The following is a 24,527-nucleotide window of genomic DNA, read 5'->3' as shown; positions in this document are numbered from 1 at the left end:
CTTTCATCAAGGTGCTTCGGAGTGTACTGGTATGCCCGGCCCTCCGAAAGGGAGGGCCGGGCAGGTCGTGCAGAGGTCGACTCAGAAGTCGATCTCGTTCGCGTCGCCGAACGGGCTGTCGATGTTGGAGTTGTCGACATCGAGATCCATGTTCATCGAGTTGTCCTGGAACGAGTCCTCCACGTTCCAGTTGTCCGAGAAGTCGTTCATCGAGTTGTCCTGGAACGAGTCGTTGATCGACCAGTTGTCCGAGAAGTCGTCGTTGAACGAGTTGTCGTAGTACTCGTTTCCGATGTTGATGTCGCCGATCTCCACGCGGATGTCGGTGTTCGTGATGACGGCGTCGTTGCCGGCCGCCACAGAGCCGTCGCCGGAGGCGGAGACACTGCTCTGACCGAAGTACTGCGACACGTTGCCGCCGTACGCACCGCCACCGACCGCACCGGCGCCGCCGGCGTCGCCGCCGTTGGCGTTGCCTCCGTCAGCGAGCGAACCCGCTGCCCCGGAGCCCCCACCGGCAGCCCCAGCGCCGCCCGTCCCCGCGCCGCCGGCGCCGCCGGATCCCAGACCTCCCGTGCCGCCGTCGCCGCCGGTGCCAGCGCCGCCGGACCCGCCTGCGCCGCCGTCGCCGCTACCCGCTCCGGAGAGTCCGGGTCCGCCCCAGCCTCCCGAGGAGTCACCGCCGACGGCGAGAGCCGCGCCACCCGACCCGGAAGAGGTCGTGATGTTCTGGTTCACGGACTGGTCGTTGAGGTGCGTGCGTGCATCGATGCTGACGTTGCCGCCGCCCAGTGCACCTCCGCCACCGGCGCCGGCCAGGTTCAGGTTCAGTTCGTTGATCCCCGTGTCGTACTGGCGGATGCCGGCGTTGACCGAGAAGTCGTTCGCGGAGTCACGGACGGAGTTGTCCTGGAACGAGTCGTTGACCTGGAACGAGTCGTTGATGGACTCGTCGTCGTTGAACGAGTCGTTCGCGTGGTTCGAGTGATCGTCGTTGAACGAGTCGTTCGCGTGATTGGAGTGGTCGTCGTTGAACGAGTCGTCCGCGTTGTTCGAGTGATCGTCATCGATGTCGAAGTCCACGTCGGTGTCGGTGTTTCCCGAGTCCTCAACCCAGACGTTGTCCTCGACGTTCGAGTTGCCTACTGCATTCCCGCTGTCCTGGACGCCCAGATTCCACTGGAGACCCATAACATTCAGGTTGTCTTCCACAGCCATGATGATTTCCTCTGTTCGTGAGAGTGCCGGAGTGGCGTCGTGTTATGAGTCTGGGACTCGGGCTCTCTCACGGCATCGGGGGGCACCCCGAGGCTTAGGGGACTCCCCCGGGGGATCATCGGGGGTCCGATGGGGGCGGGGTGGGGTGCCGCCGCATCCGGGAACGACGAAGGCCCGGATGCCGAAGCATCCGGGCCTTCGCGACGTTGGTCGCTGAGCGGATCAGCGAACGACGACGGCGAGGACGTCGCGCGCGGAGAGCACGAGGTACTCGTCTGCGCCGAACTTCACCTCGGTGCCGCCGTACTTGCTGTAGAGAACGCGGTCGCCGACGGCGACGTCGAGCGGAACGCGGTTGCCGTTGTCGTCGATGCGGCCGGGGCCGACTGCCACGACCTCGCCCTCCTGGGGCTTCTCCTTGGCGGTGTCAGGAATGACCAGGCCACTCGCGGTGGTCTGCTCTGCCTCGACCTGCTGGATGACGATGCGGTCTTCGAGCGGCTTGATGGAAACCGACACGGTCTACCTCTTCTTTCTTGACGCTGACACGAAAGACTCGTTCGCACTCTCAACCCGAGAGTGCTAATCACAAGTGTAGGCGGTCCGCTGGCACTCATGCAATGCGAGTGCCAACTCGTGGCATCCGCGTAGTCTGAATCCGTGGAGATGACCGAGCTGACCGCGCTGCTGACCCCGGAGGGGCTTCGGCTTCTCGACCAGGTCGGCACCGTGTCGTCGACCGCAGATGTGGCGCAGACCGTGTCGCAGCTGCGCGCGGCCGGCCACTCCCCCGAACTCGTGTCCGGGGTCGTCGGCCAGGCGCACCTGCGCGCGAAGGGTGCCGCGAAGTTCGGCGGCTTCGCGGAGCGGATGCTGTTCACGAGGGCCGGCCTCGAGCAGGCGACGCGCCTCGGTGTCGCCGCACGGCACGCCGGGCGCATGCGCCGCGCAGGGATCGAGACGGTCGCGGATCTCGGGTGCGGGATCGGCGGCGATTCGCTCGCCTTCGCCGGTGCGGGCCTTCGCGTCCGCGCAGTGGATGCCGACGACGTCACCGCCGCGATCGCCGCATACAACCTTGCCCCGTTCGGTGCCCCCGGGTCGCCGAGCGAGCGGGATGACCCCCGCGGGTCCTTCAGCGATCGGGACGACTCCCGAGGGTCGTTGAGCGAGCGGAGCGAGACGAAACGCGCTGAGCGACCGCAGGGAATCGAAGCGTCCGTCACCGTGCAGCACGGCACCGCCGAGGACTTCGACGTCACCGGCGTCGACGCGGTGTGGCTCGATCCGGCACGTCGGACGGCCGGTCACAGCGAGACGCGACGGGTCACGGCATCCGACTACTCCCCTTCGCTGGACTGGGCGTTCGCCCTCGCCGAGCGCGTGCCGACCGGCATCAAGCTCGGCCCCGCGCACGACCGGGAGGCGCTCCCCGCAGATGCCGAGGCGCAGTGGGTGAGCGCCGACGGCAGCGTCGTCGAGCTCGTCGTGTGGTCGGGCGTCCTGGCCCGCGACGGCGTGCGCCGGTCGGCGCTGGTGATCCGCGGCGATCAGTCGCATGAGCTCACCGCCGGAGCGGATGCCGAGGATGCCGAGGTCCGTGAGCTCGGGGCATTCGTGCACGAACCGGATGGCGCGGTGATCCGCGCACGCCTGATCGGCGATGTCGCCCGGAGTCTGGACGCCGGGATGCTGGACGAGAAGATCGCCTATCTCACCGGGGATGCCGCGCTGACGAGTCCGTTCGTGCAGTCGTTCCGCGTGCGGGAGGTCACGGCGGCCAACCCCAAAGCGATCAACGCGGTGCTGCGCCGTGCGGACGTCGGGACGCTGGAGATCAAGAAGCGCGGCATGGACATCGACCCGGCCGCCTTCCGGAAGAAGCTGAATCTGCAGGGCGCGGCGTCGGCGACGCTGATCCTCACGCGCGTCGGGGATCGGCGGATCGCGATCCTCGCCGATCGGGTCTGATCACCCGGAGAACTCCCCGGTCGTGTCGTCGACGAAGAAGTCGTCGAACATCGGGTCGTCGTCGGCGCCAACCGAGTACTCGGTGTCGACATCCTTGAAGACCGTCAGTTGCGGACCGCGCATGGACGATGACTGCACCACGTAGCGTGTGGGCAGTCCGTCCACGATGATCTGCATCGACAGCCCCGCCTCCGGGTCCTCTCCACAGGCTTCGACGACTCCGTCGTCAGCCAGCGCGATGAGGCAGAACCCGCCGGCCGTCCACTGGCTCCACACCGCGCGCCGGCCGTCGTATCCGAGCAGTTCCAGCGACTGCGGGTCGTACCCGGCGGCCTCGATCTCGCGCAGCTGCGTGAGCTCGTCCTCGCTGTACCGCGATTGCCAGTCGGGCTCCATGGTCTGCACCCACACCTGTGTGTAGGCGTTCAGCTCGCCGTCCGGCATGCGCACCAATGCAGCCATCATCATGTCGCCGGCGTTCTCCTCGCCATCGGGGACCATGATCGTCGCGTTCACCCATCCGGTGGTGTCGAACTCCTCGTGGGTCATGCAGCCATAAGCGGTCCGCTCCGGCGCTGTGGCGATCACGCACAGCTCCGTGCCGTCTGATCGCTCCGCACGCCAGATGACGACGCCCCGCTCCTCGGCGAGCGGGACGACCGTCCCCGGGTCGTAGAGCATCTGTGCTTCGATCTCCGCGAGGGTGTCGCTGTGCGCGGCGGCGAGGGCGGATGCACGGCCGTCCCAGCCCCACATCCCCCACCCGATGCCGACGCCGATCGCAAGGGTCGCCAATGCGGACACTGCCAGGCGCGGCCAGCGGCGGCCGTTCGGGCTCGGGGCCCCGGTTTCCACTCGCTCGGCTCGCTCAACCCGTTTCGACTCGCCTTCGGCTCGCTCACCCGGTTTCGACTCGCCTTCGGCTCGCTCAACGCTCCGCGACACGAGTTCATCGGCGACGGAGGCCTCCCCTCTCGCCTCCTCCTGCGAGGGACCCCGGTCAGGGAGCTCCTCCTGTTGCGGGTCGTTGAGCGGAGGCTGCGGAGCAGCCGCCTTTTGCGGGTCGTTGAGCGGAGGCTGCGGAGCAGCCGCAGACGAAACGGGCTGAGCGACCGAAGGGAGTCGAAGCCGCCCCTCGAGCGCGCGCAGACGCTCGAGCTCCTGCGCCGACAACCCACCGCCGGGCCCATAGGCTTTGGCCCGCAGCATCCGCAGTTCGTCGGCATCCGACATCCTGCTATCCCATCTGTTCGAACTGCATCGCAGCCCAGATCAACCAGCCGAGACTGAAGACCGTGGCGGCCAGGCCGAGCACGAGTGCCCACGTCGCGATCGAGCGGCTCTCGACCGGGCGGCGCAGCGACATGATCGCCGCGACGACGGCGATGATCGCGAGCGGGATGCCCCATCCGACGAACCACGATGCGATGAGCGCCACGATCGCGGCCACCAGCGCCCACGGTGCGAGGCGACCGGAGTCGTCGACGGACTCGTCCGCCGGTGCCCACTGCACCGCCGGGGACCCCGCGGTGTCGGCGGGGCCGCTGGCGACCAGGGGCATCACGTCGAGGGGCCCGGTCGGCATCCGCGTGTATCCCGCCTGTCTGGCGCCCGGCACCTGCGCCGAGTCCGCCGGGTGTTCGACGTCAGGGCTCGGAGCCTCGACGCGCGGCTGCGATCCGTCGCGTCGACGCCGCCGCTGCGACGGATCGGTCATGCGACGCGTCCCTGGTCGGCATCCGCATCCGTGCGCTCCGCGACCTGGATCTCGGTGACGGGGAGCGTCGAGTCCGCACCGAACGCGAGCGTCGACGGGCGCCGGCCCGAGGCGATGAGGTCGGCCGCGAGGGCGGCGATCATGGCGCCGTTGTCGGTGCACAGACTCAGCGGCGGGATGCGGACGGTCACCCCGGCGGCCGCGGCGCGCTCGATCGCGACCTCGCGCAGTCGACGATTCGCGATGACGCCGCCCCCGAGCAGGAGGCGCGGGACGCCGCGGTCCTCGCAGGCCGCGAGCGCCTTCGTCACGAGTACGTCGACGACGGCCTCGCGGAAGCTCGCTGCGACATCGGCGACGGGGAGTTCGCCGCCCTCCTCCTCCTGGCGCTCGACCCACCGCGCGACGGCCGTCTTGAGCCCGGAGAACGAGAAGTCGTAGCGGTGCCGCGCCATGTCCTGCGGCTTGGAGAGCCCGCGGGGGAACCGGATCGCCTTCGGGTCACCGCCGACGGCCGCCCGGTCGATCTCCGGACCGCCGGGGTACGGCAGCGACAGGAGACGGGCGACCTTGTCGAACGCCTCACCAGCGGCGTCGTCGATCGTCTCGCCGAGCAGTTCGACATCGGTGGTGAGATCACGGACGTGCAGAAGAGAGGTGTGCCCGCCGGAGACGAGCAGCGCGATCGTCGGATACTCCAGCGGATCGGAGTCCGGCGTGACGATGTCGGCGGCGATGTGACCGACGAGGTGATTCACCGCGTACAGCGGCTTGCCGAGCGACACCGCGAGCCCCTTGGCGGCGCCGACGCCCACCATGAGCGCACCGGCGAGCCCCGGCCCGCTCGTCACGGCGATGGCGTCGAGGTCGTCGAGGTCGACCTGTGCCTCGGCGAGCGCGGCCTGGATCGCCGGCTGCAGGGCCTCGAGGTGCGCACGCGCGGCGACCTCGGGGACGACGCCGCCATAGCGTGCGTGCTCGTCCATGCTGGAGGCGATCGTGTTGGACAGCAGCGTGCGGCCGCGGACGATGCCGATCCCGGTCTCGTCGCAGCTCGTCTCGATCCCCAGGACGAGAGGTCCGGTCATCGCAGTTCCTCCTGTGCATCCGTCGCGGTGTCCGTGTGGACGCGGGCCTGCCAAGCGCGCAGATCCACCTTCATCACGATGGCATCCACTCCGTCCGGTTGGTAGTACCCGGGGCGTCTGCCGATCTCCTCGAACCCCTCGGAGACGTACAGCCCCTCGGCGGAGGGGTTGTCGGCGCGCACCTCGAGGAAGACCTCGCGTGCGCCCCGGTCGACGGCCTCGGCGAGCAGAGTGCGCAGCATCGCTCGGCCGCGCCCCTCCCCCCGGCGCGCATCGGTGAGGGCGATCGTCTGGATGTCGGCATCCGCGCTGCCGCGGATCGCGCGCAGGCCCGCGTATCCGATGACCGACCCGCCGTCCTCATCGACGATGTAGTGGCTGTAGTCGGTGGTGAGCTCGGCGGCCATCGACTCGCTGCTCCACGCGTCGGTGGGGAAGGAGGCGTTCTCGATCGCCATGATCGCGTCGAGGTCGGCCGGGATCGCACGGCGGATGGTCATCAGCTCACCCGCTTCGGCGCACCGGGGACCGTGACGTCCGGCGGACGCAGGTAGAGCGGCTCGGCATCCGCCAGCGTGCGACCGGCGGGCACGGCGCGGAGGGCGACCCGGCCGAGAGCGGCCGCGTCGAGCGTGGCGACCTCGATGGCGTTGATGCCGCGCAGCCGCTCGTCCGATTCGGCGCGGGGAACGAGGAAGGTGGGTTCGACCAGCTGCGGGATGCCGTCGGCATCCACACCGTCGAACAGGCTGATCGCGACCTCGCGGCGGCGGGCATCGGTGACGATCGCGAAGGGGGTGTCCGGAGCCTCGGCCTCGATCACGGCGAGCGCGGCGGCGAAGTGGCTCGGAACAGGGACGACGGGGATGCCGCGACCCAGCGCGAACGCACGTGCGGTGGCGATGCCGATGCGAAGGCCGGTGAAGGGACCGGGGCCCATGCCGGCGACGACGTGGGTGACTTCGTGCGGCCCGGCCTCGGCCAAGGCGCGCTCGAGCAGTGTGCCGATGACTTCGGCATGACCGAGCGGATCGGGGCTGGAGGCGTCGGCGAGGAGACGTCCGTCATCACCGATGAGGGCGACGGCTGAACCCAGCGAGGTGTCGACGGCGAGAATCACCTCTCCAGGGTAGTCGGGGTTGCCGCGAGACGGCTGTTGCCGCCTGCCCGGCGGGTGCCTGCCCGGCCCGGTGCCCGGGACGGGCGGTGCGGGCCGTGCCGGGGTGGCCATAACTCCGGAGGTTTTGCGCAGATCCGCACGGTTGCGGCCACCCACTCCCGCCGCAACGCAGTTTCTCCGGAGTTATGCCCGGGACGGGGCGGATAGGACGGGGCGCGTGCCGCGGCGGAGGCACGCCGACGACCGGCGCCGAACTGCGCGCGCTGGGCGGCCATCTGCCGCCGAAGCCTGGGCATAACTCCGGAGGTTTTGCGCAGATCCGCACCACTGCGACCACTCGCCCCCGCCGCAACACAGTTTCTCCGGAGTTATGCCCGGGACGGGGCGGATAGGGCGGCGCGGATGCCACGGCCGAGGCACGCCGACACAGGCGCCGAGCTGCGCGCACTGGGCGGCCGTCTGCCGCCGAAGCCTGGGCACAACTCCGGAGATTCTTCGCAGATCCGCACCACTGCGGCCGCGCACCCCTGCCGCAACGCAGTTTCTCCGGAGTTATGCCCGGGATGGGGCCGATGCGACGGACCAGACCCGGGCTAGGTGTTCTTCCCTGGCAGGTTGTGAACGCGGGAGGCGGGCACTGAGCCGCCGATTCCGGTGTGGGGTCGGTGGTGATTGTAGTGATGCAGCCAGGCTGGGTAGGCGGCGACTCGATCATCTTCCGAGGTATAGGTGTCGGCGTAGGCCCATTCGGTTGCGAGGGTGCGGTTGAAGCGCTCGACCTTCCCGTTCGTCTGCGGCCGGTAGGGCCTTGTCCGACGGTGTTTGACGTGGCTGCCGAGGGCGTCCGCGAAGGCGCGGGATCGGTAGCAGGAGCCGTTGTCGGTCATGACCGCGGTGACCTCGATTCCGTGCTCGATGAAGAACGATCGAGCTCGGATCCAGAAGTCGGCAGCGGTCTCTTTGCGTTCGTCGTCGAGGACCTCGGAGTAGGCCAACCGTGAGTGGTCATCGACGGCGTGATGCAGGAACGCGTAACCGAGGCCTCGCCGTCCGTTGTTGCGGCGACCGACGGTGAAGCCGAGTTTGCGCCAGCCGCCGCCGTTGGGGATGCGGCCGAGCTTCTTGATATCGACGTGGACCAGTTCGCCCGGGGAGGCGGCCTCGTAACGGTTCGCGGACGGCTTGCGCACTCGAAGGCCGGTGCTCTGATCGACGTGCGCGAGCAACGGCATCCTGTAGCGGACGATGACTCGACCGACGCTCGATCGCGGAACACCCAGGTGATAGCTGATGCGGTGAGGGCCCCAACGGCGGGTGAACCGCAGCGCGATGATGCGTCGCTCCAACCGCTGTGGCAGCCGCGACGGGGACCTCAGGGGCCGCGAGCTGCGGTCCGTCATCGGCTGCCCGGCGCGATAGCGACGAGCCCACCGCGACGCTGTCGCCGGTGAACACTGGAACCGTTCAGCAGCCCGCCGCACCGGCCAACCCTCATCAACGATCAACCTGGCGAGACGAGTTCTGCCCTCAGGGGTGAAGGGCGCATTAGCGTGAGTCACGAAGACCTCCGGTGATCGATATGAGTGTCGTTACCCACATCGTCCCGGAGGTCTTCGCTACCTCAAACGTTCACAACCTCCCGAGGAACAACAGCTAGGCGCCGATGCGCTGGATCGTGACGACGCGGGGAGCGTCGGCGTCGAGGTCCTCGTCGGCGATGCCCTCCGCGCCGCCGACGGGTCGCTCGAGCTCGATGTCCCACCACGTGTCCGCGATCGCCGGGGCCATGTCGCGACCCCATTCGATGACGACGACAGAGCGGGCGAAGTCGATGTCGAGGTCGTCGAGCTCGACCGCGGAGCCGAGCCGGTAGGCGTCGACGTGTACGAGCGGGGCCCTCCCGACGAGCGAGGGGTGGGTCCTGGCGATCACGAACGTCGGGCTCTGCACGGGTCCGCGCACGCCGAGCCCTTCCGCGAGTCCGCGCGTGAAGGTCGTCTTGCCCGCGCCGAGCGGCCCGGTGAGCACGATGAGGTCACCCGCGACCAGCTGCTCGCCGATGACGTGCCCGAGGTGCTCCATCTCGTCCGACGTGGCGATGTCGCGGCGTCCGAGGAAGGCAGGGTCGACGCTCACGCGTTACTCCGCGGAACCCGGCGGCCGATGCGCGTGACGATGTCGTAGTTGATGGTGCCCGCGGCATCCGCCCATTCCGTCGCGGCGGGCTGACCGAGCGTCGGGTCTCCGAAGAGGACCGCCTCGTCGCCGACGGCGACCGGGGCGTCTCCCACGTCGACGACGAACTGGTCCATCGCGACGCGTCCGGCGACGGTGAACCGGCGCCCGTTGATGGCGACGGGACCGCGGCCGGATGCCTGACGGGGAATGCCGTCCGCGTAGCCGAGTGGCACGAGCGCGAGCGTCGTCTCCCGGTCGGTGCGGTGCTCATAGCCGTACGAGACGCCGGCGCCGGCCGGGACGCGCCGGACCGCGGCGACGGCGGCACGCAGCGTCATGGCCGGGCGCAGCCCGAGGTCGGCGGAGGACCGGTCGTCGAAGGGAGACAGACCGTACAGGCCGATGCCGATCCGCACGGCGTCGAGGCGCGCCTCCGGCAGATCGATCGCCGCAGCGGTGGCGGCGATGTGCCGGATCTCCGGGCGGAGTCCTGCGGATGCCGCGGCCGCGACGCCCTCCTCGAAGCGGGCGAGAGCTGCGCGGTCGTCGTCCAGTGACGTGTTGGAGAGGTGGCTGAAGATCCCGACCACGCGGATGCGGCCGATGCGCTCGAGGCGGGCGGCCTCGGCGAAGACGCGACCCCAGTCGCTCGGCGCGATGCCGTTGCGCGACAGGCCCGTCTCGAGTTTCAGGTGCACGGCGAGGTTCCCGCCCGGCACGGATCCGGCGGCCTCGAGCTGCGGGAACGAGGAGATGCCGACCTCGATCCCCTCGGCGGCAGCGGATTCGAACCGCTCGTCCGGCGCGTGCAGCCAGGCGACGATCGGCGCGGTGATGCCCTGACGGCGCAGTTCGGATGCCTCGTCGAGATCGGCGACGCCGAGTCGCGTCGCCCCTCCGGACAGCGCGGCGACGGCGGCGGCCGCGGCACCGTGGCCGTAGGCACCGGCCTTCACGACGGCGATGACGTCGACGCCGGTGAGACGGCGGAGGTGCCGGGTGTTGTCGGCGATCGCGTCCATGTCGATGGTCGCCTCGCGGAACGGCACGGTCATGCGTCCTGCTCGATCCGTTCGGCGATCACGAACGCGGTGGCAAGACCGGCGTCGTGCGACATCGTCAGGTGCAGGTGCGTGATGCCGCGCTCCTCGACAGCGGCGGCTGTGGACCCGGCGAGGCGGAAGTACGGCTTGCCGGATTCCTCCGAACCGATCTCGATCTCGATCCAGTGCACGCCGTCCGAGCCGCCGAGCGCCTTGATGAGGGCTTCCTTCGCGGCGTAGCGGGCGGCGAGCGACGGCAGTCGCAGCTCCCGCTCGGTGGGAGCGAACAGCCGCTCCATCAGCCGCGGCGTCCGGGACATGGTGTTCTCGAACCGCGGGATGTCGACGAGGTCGATACCTGTCCCGATGATCACCTCACAAGACTACTCGGGCCCCCGCATCACGCGGATGCGGGGGCCCGGAGTCACAGCGACGAACTCACTCCACGGTGACGGACTTCGCGAGGTTGCGCGGCTGGTCGACGTCGAGGCCCTTGGCCGTGGCGAGCGCCATGGCGAAGATCTGCAGCGGGACGACGGCGAGGACGGGCTCGAACATGGCGCCCGCCAGCGGGATGCGGATGACCTCGTCCGCGAAGGGCAGGACCGCGGCATCCCCTTCCTCGGCGACGACGATCACGCGAGCGCCGCGGGCGCGGATCTCCTGGATGTTCGAGACGACCTTGGAGTGGATGAGCGCCGAGTGCCGGGGCGACGGGACGATCACGAAGACGGGCTGGCCCGGCTCGATGAGCGCGATGGGACCGTGCTTGAGCTCGCCGGCGGCGAAGCCCTCGGCATGGATGTAGGAGATCTCCTTGAGCTTGAGCGCACCCTCCAGCGCGATCGGGTAGCCGACATGGCGCCCGAGGAACAGCACGGAGCGGGTGTCGGCCATCCAGCCGGCGAGCTGCGAGACGTGCTCGTTCTCCTCCGCCAGCACCTGCGCGATCTTCTCGGGGAGCGTGCTGAGCTCTTCGACGGCCGTGGTGTCGGTCAGTGTGGAGCGCACGCGGCCCATGTGCAGGCCGAGCAGCAACAGCGCGGTGATCTGCGCCGAGAACGCCTTGGTGGATGCCACGGCGACCTCCGGTCCGGCGTGGGTGTAGACGACGGCATCCGATTCGCGAGGGATGGTGGCGCCCTGCGTGTTGCAGATGGACAGCGTCCGCGCTCCGCGCTCGCGGGCGTACTTGACGGCCATGAGGGTGTCCATGGTCTCGCCGGACTGGCTGATCGAGATGACGAGCGTGTCGTCGCCGATCACGGGGTCGCGATAGCGGAACTCGTGCGCGAGCTCGACGTCCGTCGCGACGCGCGCCCACTGCTCGATGGCGTACTTGCCGACGAGGGCGGCGTAGGACGCCGTGCCGCAGGCGGTGATGATCACACGGTTGATGCCGATGAAGAGCTCATCGAGGCCGTCGAGTTCGGGGATGACGACGGCACCGTCGCGCACGCGGCCGCGGATGGTGTTCGCGACGGCCTCCGGCTGCTCGGCGACCTCCTTGGCCATGAACGACGACCAGCCGCCCTTCTCGGCGGCGGCGGCGTCCCAGGAGACCTCGAACGGCTCCGCCTGGACGGGGTTGCCCTCGAAGTCGGTGACGGTGACGTCGGACGGGGTGATCGAGACGATCTGGTCCTGTCCGATCGCGAGCGCCTTGCGCGTGTGCTCCACGAAGGCGGCGACGTCGGATCCGAGGAAGTTCTCCCCCTCGCCGAGGCCGATCACCAGCGGCGAGTTGCGGCGCGCGCCGACGACGAGACCGGGGTGGTCCTGATGCATGGCGAGGAGCGTGAACGCCCCCTCCAGCCGGTTCACGACGCGCTGGAACGCGTCCTGGAGGTTGCCGCTCGTGGCGTACTCGCGGCCGAGCAGGGCCGCGGCGACCTCGGTGTCCGTCTCGCTGAGGAACTCCACACCGTCGGCGAGGAGCTCTTCGCGGAGGGCGGCGAAGTTCTCGATGATGCCGTTGTGGATGACGGCGAGCTTGCCACCGTCTGCGAGGTGCGGGTGCGCGTTGACGTCGGTCGGCCCGCCGTGCGTCGCCCAGCGGGTGTGACCGATGCCGGTCGTGCCGTCGCCGAGCGGCGCGTCCGCGAGCGAGTCGCGCAGCGCGTTGAGCTTCCCGGCCTTCTTGCGCATGCCGAGGTGTCCTTCGCCGTCGATGACAGCGATGCCCGCGGAGTCATACCCGCGGTACTCGAGGCGGGCGAGCCCAGCGATAAGGATGTCCTGGCTGGGGCGCGGGCCCACGTATCCGACGATTCCACACATGCGGTCAAGGATAAGCGCGGATTTTTGCGAGGATCCCGAACGAAATTGGATGCCGCGGATCAGAGGTTTCGACTCGCTTCGCTCGCTCAACCTTGACAAGCCGCCGCATCAACGCGCTGCGCGCATTGCTCCGGCGCTTGTCAAAGCTTGCGCAGCAGCACGCTCTCGACGTTGTGGTCGATGCCCTTGTTGAGCACGAGGGTCGCCCTGTGCCTGGTCGGCATGACGTTCTCGAGGAGGTTGGGCATGTTGATGTCGCGCCAGTATCCGCGTGCGGTCGTACGGGCCTCGTCGTCGGTGAGCTGCGCGAACACGTTGAAGTAGGACGACGGATTGGCGAACGCGCCCTGCCGCAGGGCGAGGAAGCGGTCGATGTACCACTTCTCGATGTGGTCGGGGTCGGCGTCGACGTACAGGGAGAAGTCGAACAGGTCGCTCACGGCGACGTCGTTGGGCGCCGGCGGCGGCTGCAGCACGTTGAGCCCCTCGACGATCACGACGTCGGGGCGGCGAACGACGACCGTGGCGTCGGGGACGATGTCGTACCGCATGTGCGAATAGAACGGTGCGCGCACCTCCTCCGCGCCGGACTTCACTTCGGTGAGGAACTCCAGCAGTGCCCGCCGGTCGTACGACTCGGGGAAGCCCTTGCGGTCCATGAGGCCGCGGCGCTCGAGCTCGGCGTTCGGGTAGAGGAAGCCGTCCGTTGTCACCAGTTCGACACGGGGCGTCCCCGGCCACCGGCTCATCAGCTCGCGCAGCAGACGAGCGATCGTGGACTTGCCGACCGCGACGGATCCGGCGACGCCGACGACGAACGGCGTGGTGACGTCCTCCTCTTCGAGGAAGGTGCTCGTCGCCGCGCCGAGCTGCTTGGTGGCGGTGGCGTACAGACTCAGCAGCCGGCTCAGCGGCAGGTACACCTCACGCACCTCGGTGAGGTCGAGGCGGTCGCCGATGCCGCGCAGCTCGACGACCTCCGTCTCGCTGAGGGGCTGGTCGAGCCCTGCGGCCAGTCGCGCCCATTCCGCGCGTCCGATCTCACGGTACGGCGACAGCGGCGTGGTCTGGTCGGCGGTGGTCACGGCACCATCGTATCCGCGCGTCCGCCCCACCGGTCCGCGCCTTCGCGCGGTCGCCGCGAGTAGTCTCATCCCGTGCGCTTGGGAATCCTCGACATCGGGTCGAACACCGTCCACCTGCTCGCCGCCGATGCCCGCCCCGGCGGCAGACCGCACGCCACGACCAGTGACCGCAGCGTCGTGCGCCTCATGCGGTTCCTCACCCCGGAAGGCGCGATCAGCGAAGAGGGAGTGCAGGCCCTCGTGGATGCCGTCGCCCGTGCCCGCCGCATCGCCGAGGACGAGCGGGTCGACACCCTGCTCGCGACCGCGACGAGCGCGGTGCGCGAGGCGCTCAACGGCGAAGAGGTCATGGCGCGCATAGAGCGCGCGCTCGGCTCGCCCCTGCAGGTCCTCACCGGTGAGGAGGAGGCCGAGCTCACCTTCCTCGCGGTGCGTCGGTGGTTCGGGTGGGATGCCGGTCGCATCCTGCTCCTCGACATCGGAGGCGGCTCGTTCGAGTTCGCCGCGGGTGGCGACGAGCTGCCGGAGGTGGCGGCATCCGTTCCCCTCGGCGCCGGACGCATGACGGTGCAGTTCCTGCCGGAGGACCCGCCGGGTGAGGATGCCGTCGAGCGGCTGCGGGTGCACGCCAGAGAGGTGCTCGCGCCCGTCGCCGACCGTCTGAACGCCTTGCCTGCGCCCGACCACCTGGTGGGATCGTCGAAGGCGATCCGGTCGCTGGCGAACCTCGCCGGCCGTGAGGTCTCCGGGCTCGGGTTCGACCGCACGGTCATGTCGCGGTCGTCGTTGAAGTCGTGGATTCCGCGGCTGGCCAGGATCCCGGCATCCGCTCGTCAGGAGCTACCCGGGATCACGCCCGACCGGACGTTCCAGATCGTCGCGGCGGCCGTGTGCCTGCACACCGCGATGAAGATGCTCGACATCGACGAGATCGAGGTCTCGCCGTGGGCGCTGCGCGAGGGCGTCCTGCTCCGCTACACCGAGTCGATGACCTGGGGCGGAGCCGGGATCTGACGGAAGTGGGGACCACCGACGGTCGGTCGGTGATCCCCACTGGGCACTGCAGCTGTCGAACTAGCTGCGGCGCGTCCGGCTCGCGAGGAACGTGCCTCCGATGAGAAGCGCGAGGACCGCCCCGCCGAGCAGCAGCGGCAGCTCGGTGCCCGTGGTCGCAAGGCCACCCGTGTTGTCAGCGGGGTTGGTCGGCTGCGGGTCCGGGGTCGGCTCCGGGTCCGGCGTCGGCGTGGGCTCCGGCGTCGGCGGGATCACCGGGTTGTCGACGGTCACCACGTCGGTGCGGCTCAGGTCGCCCTGGGTCGCCGTCAGCGTCAGCTCGCCGTCCGCGGTGCCCTCCGGGACCTCCCAGGTCACGATGATCGTCCCGTCCGGGGCGACCTCCGCTTCGACGGGCTCGCCCACAGGATCACCGTCTGCGTCGGTGAACACGAGCACGACCGGGCCGCCGGCGGGGTTCCATCCGGTGCCCTCGATCGTCACCGTGCCGCCGGCCTTCGTCTCGGGCTCGACGATGTCCACTGCGGGGTCCGCTACCGCGCGCACCGTGGAGATCGCCAGGCCGATGTGCGCCTGGCTCGAGCCGCTGAAGGTCGGCATCATCGTCACGCCGAGTGCCTGCACCGAGAAGGAGTCGCCGGCTGCACGCGCGGAGAGGGAGTCGCCACCGAGGTCACCCGTCGACTGCTCGTTGATCACGACGCGGGCGAGCGCGGGCATCAGACCCTTGAAGGCCTTCGTGATGCGCTGGTAGACGCCGGCGATGGCGGTGTCGAGCTGGGCGATGACGGCATCCTCCGCCTCCTCCAGTCCGGCCAGGAGGGGGCCGGCGAGCGCAGCGATGGCTTCCGGAGCGAGGGTGGGCACGCCGGCGTTGATCGCGAGGATCGCGCCGCCGACGACGGTCGCGGTCGGTGCCGGGCAGAATCCGAGCACAAGCGCACGCGCGCAGGCCGGAAGGCCCGGCGCCTGCACGAACGATGACGTGAAGACGCTGTCGCCGTTCGCGAAGTCGTCGAGGCTGCCCGAGCCGCTGAGCGTTCCGGTGGCGACGGTGAGGTCGTTGAGGTTCGGCGTGACGGAGTTCGGTGCCATGACGAAGCTGGCGTCGAGGCTCATGCCCAGGGGCGTGGCGTGGAGGGCGCTGACGACACCGCCGGCGAAGAGGGGCGTCGTCTTGCTGAGCGCGTTGGCGACAGCGTTCGAGATCGCTCCCATGTTGTCGGTGGTGAAGACGTCGGTGTTCGCGGGGAGACCGTCGACGCTGCCGCCGAACAGCGGCGCGAGGTCGATGGAGATCTCTCCCGTGTTCAGGTCGACGGTGGCGACGCCGTCATCGCTGACGACCACCACTCCGTCGGCCATGACCTCGCTCACGACGTCGTCAAAGTCCGGTGCGTTCACCGTGAGCGTCGCGCCGTCGACCACGAGTGTGCCGACTCCGACCGGCACGTCGGGGATCGTCCCCGCCGGCAGCGAGAGCTGGCCCCCGGGGAGCGCCGCGGCGAGGGCCTCGCGAATGACGAACGTCGCCGCGTTCAGGGTGCCGTCGATCAGACTCGGCAGTTCCGTCAGCAGTGGGCTCGTCAGCTGCAGGCGCAGTCCGTCGAGGCGGTAGTCGCCGCTCGCACCGCTGTAGGCATCGGCGACCGCACGGCTCGCGACCGTGCCGACCTGGAGGTCGATCTGGCTGAGGACGTGGCGGGTCAGCGGCTCGACGCGGAGTGCGTCGAAGGCGGCGTCGAGGTTGACGACCGATCCCCCGCTCGAGCTGTCGGTGAAGTCGCCGGTCGTCGGATCGACTGCGCCGTTCGCTGCGATCGAGGTGATGAGGTTCGGGCTCGTCGAGAAGCCGACGATGTCGTTCTGGTTCACGGCGAGGAGCCCGGCGGATCCGTCGTGGACGAGCGGCACGCGCCCGTGGCCGCCCTGCAGCAGCGCGACCCGGTCGCCCAGGGCGTCGAACACGGACGAGTCGAAGATCGAGGTCGCCGTCGCGGGCCCACCCGGAGCAGCGGAATACGTGTTCGCGAACTCGGGGGCGCTCAGATCGACGCCGCTCACCGTGACGAACCGGGAATCGGCCTCGGACAGTTCGTCCGCGTCGGCCGCAGCCGGGACGATCGATCCGAAGATCATGAGTGCGCTCACACCGAGTGCGGATGCTCCGACGGTGACGCCGCGGGCGCTTCGGCCCGGCGGTCTGCGCGAAAAGGGTACGGCCATGGTCATTCCTCCGAAAGGCAGGCGAGAACAGCGGTGATGGCGAAGCACGTGTCGTGTCGGGTCGATGCGTGGTCGTCAGCAGTTCCGCTCGTGGCATCATCGCCGTGAGACCGTTCGCACCGCACTGTGCGTTCCCCACGCGTGACATTACTCAGAGGTCTGCGCCTACTACAACTTCCGCCCATCACCCGCGTTCGACACCCTCGAATCACCCGCGGGTCAGTCCGAGCAGCACCCGCTCTCCCGCGCCACGACAGGGATCGCGCGAGGAGGGGGACTGCCGAGTCGCGCACCGCACGGATGCAGGGCCGAAGCACGCATGCAGGACAACACACCGACAGATGCCCCTGCAACCGTGCTTGCTCCCTGCATCTGTGCGGCTCGCGTCGGCGACAGATCACGGCGAGACAACGGTTTTGATCCTGATCGTGCGGGATGAGGAGACACCTCCTCATCCCGCACGGTTCCGAATCTATGAATTCTCTGGAAACGCGGTATACATGAGGCATCTCGTGGGGGCGAGCGGGACTTCTCGGCATCCTTCACGGATTCCGCGGCGAACACGTCGGCGGACGGAATGGAGAGGGGTTTCCAATGTCAGTACATGCAGTCTCTGCCCGCAGGCGCCGCAAGGCGCTGGCCATCATCGCCGGCGGAACCGCGGTCGGCGTCGCCGGCCTCGTCACGCTCGCCGCGTGGAACGACAACGAATGGGTCTTCGGTGGCGCCGGCCCTGATGGCGAGAGCGGCGTGGGCACCAGCCAGTTCAATGTGGTGCAGAACGCCTGGGAAGGCACCAGCGCACCTACCACCGCCGACTTCGCTGACTACGAAACGGAACCGGGGGACGCACTAACCTTCAACGTTGACCCCGCAGGACTCACGCCCGGCGACACTATCTACGCGCCGGTCGCGCTGAAGACCGATAGCGATTCAATCGGCGGCACCTTGACACTTCAGCCGGCAGTACCTTTCGAGGATGCGACCCACGTCGTGGTCGATGCGGGTGACGCCCTGTGGGACGCGCTGACATACTCGGTCCGCGTCACGACGACCGCAGCGACTGCCGAGAACTGCTCCGCGACTGGGTTTGCTTCCGCTGGCTCGCCGATCGTCGATGGAGCGGGTCTCGATGATGTTCTCGACGGCACTTCCGGCTTCGTCTCGCAGACGTTGCAGGCTGATGGACAAGACGTGCAGTACTACTGCTTCGCGATCACCCTGCCGAACGACCCCGCCAACCAGAATCTCCAGGGACGCACAGTCTTCCCGGCGTGGCGCTTCGCCGCCAGCTCGGTCACCGGAAACTGATTCCTCGTTTCAGCGGGATGCTGCCTCGCAGCACCCGCTGAAACGGTGAGCCCGTCACCATGACCGCTCAACCGCGTCACGCGCGAAAGGGACGACGCCCTGGCCTGGCCAAGGACATCGTCCTGGTCGTCGCTGCCCTCCTCGGGCTCGCGACGGTGGGATGGACCGTGTACGCCCAGGTCACCGGCGCGACCATCATCGTGCTGAAGACCGGGTCCATGAGCCCTGGCATGCCGCAGGGTTCGGGCGCACTGTCGATGCCGGCGGATGCCGCGGAGCTCGAGATCGGCGATGTCGTTTCGGCCAAGCTGGACGACTCCTCGCCGTGGGTGACGCACCGCATTGTGGGAATCGACTCAGTGCCCGGCGACCCGCAGAAGCGCGAACTCGTACTCCGCGGTGATGCCAACGCCACAGACGATCTGTTCCCGTACACGGTCGAGAAGGTGTTGCGGGTGCAGTTCCCGATTCCGTTCGCCGGACCGGTGCTGGCGGTGGTCACCGCCCCGCTGTTCCTCGGCGGACTGGTGCTGGTGATCGGGCTGCTGGTGGTGTGGGCCTTCTGGCCCGCACCCGTGGAAGAGATCGAAGAAGAACTGGCGCTTCGCCACGGCAGGACAGAGAGGAGTGCGTGATGGCACGCGACGGCTGGAACCGACGCCGCGCCCTCGGCGCGGTGATCACCGCTGCCATGCTCTCCCTCGGGTTGGCATCCGTGTCCGTCCAGTCGTTCGCGGCGATGACGGAAGCGTCGGATGCCGTCGCCGGTGACCTCGTGGTGACGGCCGAGCCGCAGCCGACGGAGTTCTTCGACATGAGCCCGGGCGACCGGCGGCACTGGTCGATCGAGGCGAACCTGCTGGGCGCGGAGCGCGGCTCTCTCGCCCTGCGGGTCTACGGCGCCGGTTCGTTGATCGCTCACCCGCACTATCCGCTGACCATCCAGGTCGACGGGTGTGAAGGGACACTCGTCGGCGATGACCCGCGGGTGCAGCCGAGTTGTGATGGCGGCGAATTCACGCCCATCATCGCGGAGCAGCCCCTTGCGGGGATCAGCTCCGAGCCGCACCTCGATACGGCAGAGGACGTGTGGGCGCTGCCGGACATCCTCCGCGACCGCACTCGTTCATTCGTCGTGACCCTCGCGGTCCCCTCGGGCGGTGCGGACGACAAGACACTTCAAGGACTGCGCGGCGAGATCGGCGTCGGCCTCTACTCTGCGGGCGGGGGCTCCCCGCAGAAGCCTGTCACCCAGGAACCCGAAAACCTGGCGAAGACGGGTGGGCTGATGCCGATCTCGCTGGCGCTGATCGCCGCCGGCACGATCGGCCTCGGAATGGTGCTGTCCCGTGTGCACTCCGCGCGACGCACCCCGACGTCGGGGAGGCAGCCGTGAGGACCAGGGCGACCTTCCGCGCGAAAGCGGCGAGTCGGCGACTCGCTCGACGCGCCTCGACGTTCTCGATCCTCAGCGTCGCTGCGGCGCTGGTCGTGACGAACCTCACCCCTGTCGTGGCGACGGAGGCGTCGTGGAACGATGAGGAGTGGGATCACGCCGCCATCGGAACGCTCTCCTGCGCCGACGACGGCATCTTCAAGACGCGCGGCTCAGGGCAGTTGCTCAGCGGAGGCCTCCTGCCCCTCGACCTCGATCAGGTCGCAGGTGTCAGCCCGATGACGGTCACCCACGATGGCGACCAAGCTCACCCCCGGCCCGCGACGGCGACGGCGAACCAAGCTGGCGACTCATACACGAATCCGATCGACGTTGGGCTCCTCAGTGCGATCAATCTGCCCCTGACGGGTGGTAGCCTCGACGACTTGCTCTCGCTCCCTCTGGCGACCGAAGTCGGCGCGGTGAACCAGTACGCGCTCGCCGACGGCTCCGGTGTCTCACAGGGCGCGAGCGGCGTGGTCAACGATTCTGGCGTCGTACAGACTGACAACGACGACAACGGGAACCTCCCCACCCTGGGCACCCTTGAATTATCGACCCTCGTCGAGAGCCTGACCGGAGAGGCTGTCTCGGGTCTCGTGGCGAGCATCGCCGACCTGGACCTCGAGATCGGTGCCGTCGCAAGCCGCGCCACCCTGGACGCTTGTGATGCCGCATGGTCGAATGACGTCGATTCCTCCCTCGACCGCGAGTACGCGATCGCAGGGCTGGCCGCCGCTGTCGATGCACCCCTGCTTGTGGGTGAATTGGCGAAGGATCTCCGCGACATCTTGATGCCAGCAGTGTCCAATCTGCAGAGTCAGCTCAACACCATTGCCGGGCAGGGAGGGGTGCTCACCGGCATCACAGGCGGACTCGGCGACCTGCTCGGCGGGGTGCTCGGCGGACTCGGGCTCGGGAATGTAGGGCTCGACGACATCTCCATAACAGTGGACCTGATTTCGGTCGTGGAACCATTGCTCCACGCAACGATCGAAGATCAAGCCGGCATTGTCGCGATCGACTTGCAAGCCGGAAGCATAAGGGTGGATCTTGGCGCCTTGCTCGGAGAGGCGTATAGCGGGGATCGCTTCGATGGCGCTCCCGGCTCGGGACTCAACGGCCTCGCCCCCAATACCGAACTCGTGGTCAACGCTCAGGTCACGTCAGCGTTGATCACGGCACTCACTAACGCGATCGATGACTGGGTTGCGACGATCTCCTCGAGCCTCACGGATGCCATCTTGGAAGCAGACGTCCACGCATCGATCTCTCTCGAACTTCGCGCGCTCATCAAGCTCGCCGGGGTTTCGGTCAAGGTCGACGGAACGCTGGATGAGCTGTTGCACGGCGATGCTGTGGTCGTTCCGAAGGTCGACATCATCGTCGGATGCCCGCTCAACCTGCTCAGTTGCCTTATCGAGGGCGTCGTCTCAAGCCTCGTCGGCGGCGTCGGGGAACTCGTCGGTGACACCTTGCGGCTGGTGATTCTGGATGAGAATACGGGCCTCGTCCCGAACCTCGTGTCGACCTTGATCGGGACCGCTCGGGCCGCGCTCATCCCGGCGATCGAGGCACTTGAGACGGTTCTCGTCGGCTTCCTCGGTGTGAACGGTCTCGTCTCGCTTCGCGCGAACGTTCAGAACGACCCCGGCGCGGGTCGCCACCCGGATCCCGACCCTGCACTGACATATCCGGACTGGGAGGACGGCTCGATCCCCGACGGTCAGTATGACGTTGCGGCATTGAGCGTCGGCGTACTCAATGTGCTTGGGACGACCGCCAACATAAACCTCGAGCTTGCGCGCTCATCGGTCGGTGTGAGCTGCGCCGTCGACGGCGTCTTGGATCGCGAAGGCCGCTGCGCGAACTACTGATTCGCGGGTGCGGTCGCAGCGACCACCTACGCACGGCCTGAAGTCCATCAGGACTGCTGCTCGTCACCGTACGAGAACGCGAGCGTCGGAAAGTCCGGTCGCACCACCCCGACACCCCGACTCCCCCAACCCAAAAAAGGCTCGACCCCGGCGCGAGGGGGATGCGCCGGGGTCGAGCTGTCTGTGTCGGCTGCGGGTCAGGCAGCCTCGCGCTCGCGTCGCCAGAAGGCGAACATGACGCCTCCGAACCCGAGCAGCAGGGCGATGAGCCCGAGCGCCCAGGGCGTCGCCTGCAGTCCGGTGATCGCGAGCGGGGTCAGTACGGGGTGCTCGGTCACGCTCTCTGCGGGCGTGATGGTGTCGCCCCCTGGCGGCATGGCCGTGGCGACCGCGACGCTCCGCAGCGTCTCCCCCGCAGCCGATGCAGAGCGTGTAGGTCACGACGCTGCCCGCGGCGATCTTCGAACCAGACGCCGGGTCGGCGGTCTTCGCGAAGGTGAAGCCGGGCATGCCGACCGGATGCTCGGTCGAGACCGGCGGCGGGGTGAGTTCGACGCCACCCGGCGGCACGGAGCTGGTCCGCCGCGGGCGCGGCGAGATAACCCCTGGCGCAGACACGACGAAGAGGGCGGTTCAGTGATCGGGCATCAGGAACCGCCGGCCGCGCGCAGCCTCTTCAAGTCTCGTCTCGTTGCGCGGAGCCGCCCGACACACGATCAGGAGGTGACGCCCGTGCGAGCCGTGATCGTCAGGAGTTTCCTCCTGGCGCGGAGCGCAGCGGCTCTTGCGCGTGGACGGGCAGTTCGGCGGTGAGCCGGACGCCGCCCCACGGCGAAGGGCTCAGCCGCTGGTTGCCACCGAGGCGCCGGAGCCGCTCATCGGACAGCGCCAGTCCGCGGTGCCTGCCGCTTTCCGCCGATATGCCCGTCCCGTCGTCGTCGACGATGAGAATCACGCGGGGGTCATCGCCCTCAGTGACGAGAAGTCGCACACCGATGCGACTCGCGGCACCGTGCAGCAGTGCGTTGCTGATCGCCTCTTCCGCCGCACGCAGCAGGGCGACCCGCCAGATGACGATGCCATCGCTCGGCGTGTTCCCGTCGAGTTCCTCGTCGAAGGCGTCATCGATGTGCATCTCGACCTCGATCTGCGGCGGGATGCGGCGTACCAGCTGGGTCAGCGCATAGGCGAGGCCGGTGTCGACGCCGGCCGGGTAGAGCAGATGGCTGGCCTGACGGACCTCGCGCTCACGCAGCGTCTCGAGTTCTCCGCGCACGTGCTCCAGCGCGTGACGGTCGGACTCGTCCACCTCACCGGCACGCCAGCGCTCGATGACACGATCGAGCTGGACCCCCACCATCACCATCCGCCCCTGCAGCCCGCCGTGCAGGTTCTCGGCGACGGATCGCCGGACCCGCAGCTCCTCCTCCGCGAGTGCGGCGAGCGCGGATGCAGCCCGGAGGCGCTGCTCCACGGCAGCGCGCTCCTGCGCACGGAGGTTCGCCTGCGACCGCATGATCATCAGCCCGAGGACGAGGGAGAGGAAAACCACGACGACTGTCGACACCAGTTCGATGGCGGACACCTGTGGCGTCGGACGCAGGTACACCCCCGTGACGATCTGCAGACCGTGCCGGAGGACGGCCACCACCACGGCGACAGTGACGATGACGAGCAGTTGCCGCGAGAGCGGCAGTCGGGGAAGACGCGCCCAGATGCACGATCCGAGCGCCGCCGCGCCCGCGGCGAGGTTCACGACTGTTCGAAGCGCCATGGACGGCAACCCGTCGAGGGCGGGATCGAAGCCGAGGGGCACGTGATAGACGAACGCGGACTGCGCGGCGGCGCCGATGCTGAAGACGCTGAGAACCACGCCGGCGGTGAACAGCAGCCGGCGCATGTCGTCGGCGGCGTCCTGCGCGGAGACGGTCCTCGAGTCCGTCACGTCATCTCCCCCGTCGGGGCCCCGTGTCGGATCATCATGAGAGCCGCGGAGACCCGGCTGTTCGCGTCCGTGTCGCCGCGCACCCCGAGGATGCCGTAGACGGTGTTGAGCAGGTTGTCCACCGAGTGCGGGGTGATGTCCATCTCGCGAGCGATGGCGCTGTTCGAACGGCCGGCCGCGAGGAGCCGAAGAGCATCGAACTGCCGTGGCGTCAGCTTCGCTAGCGGCGAGCCCGCCCTCGGCGAGAGCTCACGCAGCAGATCCGGGTCGAGCACACTGCCGCCGTTGGCGGTGATCCGCACGACACCGAGGAGCAGCTCAGCGGAGGCCGCGGAGTTCTTGGAGAGGTAGCTCCACCCCGTGCGCTCCTTCGCCGGCAGCTCCAGCAGGAGATCCATGACGTCATGCGCGGAGAGGAGCAGGACGCCGAGATCCGGCAGCTGCGTGCGCATCGAACGGGCAAGGCCGAACCCGTTGCCGTCGGGAAGACCGATGTCCATGATGACGACATCAGGCGACTCGGCGAGCAGTTGCTGTCGCGCCTCCTGCACGCTTCCGCAGGAGACCACGACCGTGCAGTCGTCGGAACCGCGGACCAGCGCCTCGACGAGGGAACGGAACAGCGGCTGATCCTCGACGATCGCCACGCGTATCCGACTTTGTGCTTCCCCCACACTCGCGATCGTACACATGGAAGGACCCCCGCACCGCCGTCGAGCGGATGCGAGGGTCCTTCGTAGTCATGTGCTGTCTGTCACGGGGTCGCGCAGCGGCTCCGCGACAGCGGCTCAACCCCCGGAGGGGTTCTCGAGCGGGCGACCCTCGTCGTCGGTCGTCTCCTCCTCGAGAAGTTCATCGGGGTTGTCCGGGGTGCCACCGGATGCCGTGTCGGCCTCCTCGTCGGCGCCGGGGGTCCCCTGCGTGTTCTGCGGATCGCTCATCGACTCTCCTCTCGTTCAGTGCTTCGACGCTATGCCCCGTGCGCGCGGCGAAAGAGGGGATTGACCTGACGCGTCCGG

General features: G+C 68.6%; 24 protein-coding genes. 6 read left to right on the top strand and 18 right to left on the bottom strand.

Annotated features, from left to right (window positions below; genetic code table 11):
• Window positions 1-81: 81 nt before the first annotated feature.
• Window positions 82-1,218 (bottom strand): hypothetical protein, encoded by a 1,137-nt coding sequence (locus HD600_RS15060; RefSeq protein ID WP_184283342.1) that lies wholly within the window; start codon window positions 1,216-1,218, stop codon window positions 82-84.
• A 222-nt stretch (window positions 1,219-1,440) separates the two neighbouring features.
• On the bottom strand, window positions 1,441-1,737 hold the full coding sequence (gene groES, locus HD600_RS09810) for a co-chaperone GroES (RefSeq protein ID WP_067242196.1): 297 nt from the start codon (window positions 1,735-1,737) through the stop codon (window positions 1,441-1,443).
• A 141-nt stretch (window positions 1,738-1,878) separates the two neighbouring features.
• Here groES and HD600_RS14950 point away from each other — a divergent pair, with 141 nt between their 5' ends.
• Window positions 1,879-3,189 (top strand): class I SAM-dependent methyltransferase, encoded by a 1,311-nt coding sequence (locus HD600_RS14950; protein WP_338402213.1) that lies wholly within the window; start codon window positions 1,879-1,881, stop codon window positions 3,187-3,189.
• Here the strand turns inward: HD600_RS14950 and HD600_RS09800 are convergent, their stop codons facing one another.
• From HD600_RS09800 to coaA, 11 genes are all read right to left on the bottom strand, one after another.
• Window positions 3,190-4,044, bottom strand: coding sequence for a hypothetical protein (locus HD600_RS09800; RefSeq protein WP_184283340.1), 855 nt, complete (start codon window positions 4,042-4,044; stop codon window positions 3,190-3,192).
• Between the two features lie 382 nt (window positions 4,045-4,426).
• On the bottom strand, window positions 4,427-4,906 hold the full coding sequence (locus tag HD600_RS09795; RefSeq protein ID WP_144795906.1) for a hypothetical protein: 480 nt from the start codon (window positions 4,904-4,906) through the stop codon (window positions 4,427-4,429).
• Entirely contained in the window at window positions 4,903-5,994 is a 1,092-nt protein-coding gene (gene tsaD, locus HD600_RS09790) for a tRNA (adenosine(37)-N6)-threonylcarbamoyltransferase complex transferase subunit TsaD (protein WP_144795907.1), read from the bottom strand. The genes HD600_RS09795 and tsaD overlap by 4 nt, the downstream gene beginning before the upstream one ends.
• The gene (gene rimI, locus HD600_RS09785; RefSeq protein ID WP_184283338.1) at window positions 5,991-6,494 is read right to left on the bottom strand and encodes a ribosomal protein S18-alanine N-acetyltransferase; all 504 of its coding nucleotides are present in this window, start codon (window positions 6,492-6,494) and stop codon (window positions 5,991-5,993) included. Before rimI ends, tsaD begins: the two co-directional genes overlap by 4 nt.
• Window positions 6,494-7,114 carry a tRNA (adenosine(37)-N6)-threonylcarbamoyltransferase complex dimerization subunit type 1 TsaB gene (gene tsaB / locus HD600_RS09780; protein WP_184283336.1) on the bottom strand — a complete coding sequence of 207 codons (621 nt, stop codon included), beginning with the start codon at window positions 7,112-7,114 and terminating at the stop codon, window positions 6,494-6,496. The genes rimI and tsaB overlap by 1 nt, the downstream gene beginning before the upstream one ends.
• Window positions 7,115-7,707: 593 nt before the next feature.
• On the bottom strand, window positions 7,708-8,673 hold the full coding sequence (locus HD600_RS09775) for an IS481 family transposase (protein ID WP_184283334.1): 966 nt from the start codon (window positions 8,671-8,673) through the stop codon (window positions 7,708-7,710).
• Between the two features lie 94 nt (window positions 8,674-8,767).
• The gene (tsaE, locus tag HD600_RS09770) at window positions 8,768-9,250 is read right to left on the bottom strand and encodes a tRNA (adenosine(37)-N6)-threonylcarbamoyltransferase complex ATPase subunit type 1 TsaE (RefSeq protein ID WP_396652261.1); all 483 of its coding nucleotides are present in this window, start codon (window positions 9,248-9,250) and stop codon (window positions 8,768-8,770) included.
• Window positions 9,247-10,347 (bottom strand): alanine racemase, encoded by a 1,101-nt coding sequence (alr, locus tag HD600_RS09765; protein WP_184283332.1) that lies wholly within the window; start codon window positions 10,345-10,347, stop codon window positions 9,247-9,249. The genes tsaE and alr overlap by 4 nt, the downstream gene beginning before the upstream one ends.
• Window positions 10,344-10,709, bottom strand: a complete 366-nt coding sequence (locus tag HD600_RS09760; RefSeq protein ID WP_184283330.1) for a holo-ACP synthase — start codon at window positions 10,707-10,709, stop codon at window positions 10,344-10,346. The genes alr and HD600_RS09760 overlap by 4 nt, the downstream gene beginning before the upstream one ends.
• Before the next feature lie 64 nt (window positions 10,710-10,773).
• Window positions 10,774-12,615: a glutamine--fructose-6-phosphate transaminase (isomerizing) gene (gene glmS, locus HD600_RS09755; RefSeq protein WP_184283328.1), complete on the bottom strand. Its 1,842-nt coding sequence runs from the start codon at window positions 12,613-12,615 to the stop codon at window positions 10,774-10,776.
• A gap of 140 nt (window positions 12,616-12,755) precedes the next feature.
• Window positions 12,756-13,700 carry a type I pantothenate kinase gene (gene coaA / locus HD600_RS09750; RefSeq protein WP_144795914.1) on the bottom strand — a complete coding sequence of 315 codons (945 nt, stop codon included), beginning with the start codon at window positions 13,698-13,700 and terminating at the stop codon, window positions 12,756-12,758.
• A 72-nt stretch (window positions 13,701-13,772) separates the two neighbouring features.
• Here coaA and HD600_RS09745 point away from each other — a divergent pair, with 72 nt between their 5' ends.
• Window positions 13,773-14,714: a Ppx/GppA phosphatase family protein gene (locus tag HD600_RS09745; protein WP_184283326.1), complete on the top strand. Its 942-nt coding sequence runs from the start codon at window positions 13,773-13,775 to the stop codon at window positions 14,712-14,714.
• A gap of 60 nt (window positions 14,715-14,774) precedes the next feature.
• On the opposite strand, the gene HD600_RS09740 is transcribed toward HD600_RS09745, so the two are convergent.
• On the bottom strand, window positions 14,775-16,940 hold the full coding sequence (locus HD600_RS09740; protein WP_184283324.1) for a choice-of-anchor G family protein: 2,166 nt from the start codon (window positions 16,938-16,940) through the stop codon (window positions 14,775-14,777).
• A 594-nt stretch (window positions 16,941-17,534) separates the two neighbouring features.
• Between HD600_RS09740 and HD600_RS09735 the strand changes: the two genes are divergently transcribed.
• From HD600_RS09735 to HD600_RS09720, 4 genes are all read left to right on the top strand, one after another.
• A complete protein-coding gene (locus HD600_RS09735; RefSeq protein WP_184283322.1) occupies window positions 17,535-18,251 on the top strand; it encodes a SipW-dependent-type signal peptide-containing protein in 717 nt (238 codons plus the stop codon).
• Between the two features lie 59 nt (window positions 18,252-18,310).
• On the top strand, window positions 18,311-18,886 hold the full coding sequence (locus HD600_RS09730) for a signal peptidase I (RefSeq protein ID WP_184283320.1): 576 nt from the start codon (window positions 18,311-18,313) through the stop codon (window positions 18,884-18,886).
• A complete protein-coding gene (locus HD600_RS09725) occupies window positions 18,886-19,647 on the top strand; it encodes a hypothetical protein (RefSeq protein WP_184283318.1) in 762 nt (253 codons plus the stop codon). Before HD600_RS09730 ends, HD600_RS09725 begins: the two co-directional genes overlap by 1 nt.
• 95 nt (window positions 19,648-19,742) lie before the next feature.
• Entirely contained in the window at window positions 19,743-21,563 is a 1,821-nt protein-coding gene (locus HD600_RS09720; RefSeq protein WP_184283316.1) for a choice-of-anchor G family protein, read from the top strand.
• 197 nt (window positions 21,564-21,760) lie between these two features.
• On the opposite strand, the gene HD600_RS09715 is transcribed toward HD600_RS09720, so the two are convergent.
• From HD600_RS09715 to HD600_RS09700, 4 genes are all read right to left on the bottom strand, one after another.
• Window positions 21,761-21,901: a hypothetical protein gene (locus HD600_RS09715; RefSeq protein WP_184283314.1), complete on the bottom strand. Its 141-nt coding sequence runs from the start codon at window positions 21,899-21,901 to the stop codon at window positions 21,761-21,763.
• 410 nt (window positions 21,902-22,311) lie between these two features.
• Window positions 22,312-23,508 (bottom strand): sensor histidine kinase, encoded by a 1,197-nt coding sequence (locus tag HD600_RS09710; RefSeq protein ID WP_184283312.1) that lies wholly within the window; start codon window positions 23,506-23,508, stop codon window positions 22,312-22,314.
• On the bottom strand, window positions 23,505-24,155 hold the full coding sequence (locus HD600_RS09705) for a response regulator (RefSeq protein ID WP_338402211.1): 651 nt from the start codon (window positions 24,153-24,155) through the stop codon (window positions 23,505-23,507). Before HD600_RS09705 ends, HD600_RS09710 begins: the two co-directional genes overlap by 4 nt.
• A 141-nt stretch (window positions 24,156-24,296) precedes the next feature.
• Window positions 24,297-24,449: a hypothetical protein gene (locus HD600_RS09700; protein ID WP_184283308.1), complete on the bottom strand. Its 153-nt coding sequence runs from the start codon at window positions 24,447-24,449 to the stop codon at window positions 24,297-24,299.
• Window positions 24,450-24,527 lie beyond the last annotated feature (78 nt).

The sequence above is a fragment of the Microbacterium ginsengiterrae genome, from assembly GCF_014205075.1.
In the GTDB taxonomy this organism is placed as follows: domain Bacteria; phylum Actinomycetota; class Actinomycetes; order Actinomycetales; family Microbacteriaceae; genus Microbacterium; species Microbacterium ginsengiterrae.
The sequence above is the reverse complement of the archived record's forward strand: the minus strand, read 5'-3'. Positions and strand labels throughout refer to the sequence as shown.

Excerpts from the sequence above, each read along its gene's own strand:
- HD600_RS15060 (WP_184283342.1), bottom strand. The coding sequence starts at position 1,218 with ATGGCTGTGGAAGACAACCTGAATGTTATGGGTCTCCAGTGGAATCTG.
- HD600_RS09795 (WP_144795906.1), bottom strand. The coding sequence starts at position 4,906 with ATGACCGATCCGTCGCAGCGGCGGCGTCGACGCGACGGATCGCAGCCG.
- tsaD (WP_144795907.1), bottom strand. The coding sequence starts at position 5,994 with ATGACCGGACCTCTCGTCCTGGGGATCGAGACGAGCTGCGACGAGACC.
- rimI (WP_184283338.1), bottom strand. The coding sequence starts at position 6,494 with ATGACCATCCGCCGTGCGATCCCGGCCGACCTCGACGCGATCATGGCG.
- alr (WP_184283332.1), bottom strand. The coding sequence starts at position 10,347 with ATGACCGTGCCGTTCCGCGAGGCGACCATCGACATGGACGCGATCGCC.
- glmS (WP_184283328.1), bottom strand. The coding sequence starts at position 12,615 with ATGTGTGGAATCGTCGGATACGTGGGCCCGCGCCCCAGCCAGGACATC.
- HD600_RS09740 (WP_184283324.1), bottom strand. The coding sequence starts at position 16,940 with ATGGCCGTACCCTTTTCGCGCAGACCGCCGGGCCGAAGCGCCCGCGGC.
- HD600_RS09735 (WP_184283322.1), top strand. The coding sequence starts at position 17,535 with ATGTCAGTACATGCAGTCTCTGCCCGCAGGCGCCGCAAGGCGCTGGCC.
- HD600_RS09730 (WP_184283320.1), top strand. The coding sequence starts at position 18,311 with ATGACCGCTCAACCGCGTCACGCGCGAAAGGGACGACGCCCTGGCCTG.
- HD600_RS09725 (WP_184283318.1), top strand. The coding sequence starts at position 18,886 with ATGGCACGCGACGGCTGGAACCGACGCCGCGCCCTCGGCGCGGTGATC.
- HD600_RS09700 (WP_184283308.1), bottom strand. The coding sequence starts at position 24,449 with ATGAGCGATCCGCAGAACACGCAGGGGACCCCCGGCGCCGACGAGGAG.